The 577-nt window shown below is 60.5% G+C and carries 1 protein-coding gene; it reads right to left on the bottom strand.

Annotated elements, in window-relative coordinates; translation table 11 throughout:
* Positions 1–268: 268 nt before the first annotated feature.
* Positions 269–577: YadA-like family protein (locus HUV48_RS14200; protein WP_176268384.1), on the bottom strand; the 309-nt coding region annotated here is incomplete at its 5' end.

The following is a 577-nucleotide window of genomic DNA, read 5'->3' as shown; positions in this document are numbered from 1 at the left end:
ACTTCGCCGGTCGAAGGGTTCCAGATATCGTGCGTGCGGGCCGAGCCGCCGCCTGCTCCCCCGGCAATGAAGTGATCGACCTGACGCATGCTTCTCTCCTGATTTTCGTGTCTTGCCGGCTTATGTGCGAGGCGATTGTCCCGCAGGCAAGCCTGTCATGAGAGATAGCCAGCGGAAGCGCGACATGGTTCCGATTGGCGCAACAAAAAGAGGCGGTTCCGTCAGAAACCGCCTCATTCGTTACGTCTCGGTTTTTCGGTTCTGGAGGTCAGAAGCCAACCGTTGCCGCGACTCTGGCGCCAACTTTCTTGTCACCGGTGTTACCGGTCACGCCAGCCGAGACGTAAAGGCTTTCGCTGATCCGGCCGGAGAACTGTCCGGCGAACGCCTGTTCGCCTGCATAAGTGGCGGCAGATACCGTCAGCGATACGTTCTTGTCCGGCACGATAGCGGCGCTGCCAAGTGCCATTGCGGACGCTATGCCTCCGCTTAGACCCTCATCGAGCTGATCGAGGCGGAAGTCGAGGCCGGTCACCTGATCGGAGAGTGCAGCGAACTGCGCATCGGTGACGGCGGC

Origin of the sequence: Qipengyuania atrilutea (assembly GCF_013370205.1) — a bacterium.
Classification (GTDB): Bacteria; Pseudomonadota; Alphaproteobacteria; order Sphingomonadales; family Sphingomonadaceae; genus Actirhodobacter; species Actirhodobacter atriluteus.
The sequence above is the reverse complement of the archived record's forward strand: the minus strand, read 5'-3'. Positions and strand labels throughout refer to the sequence as shown.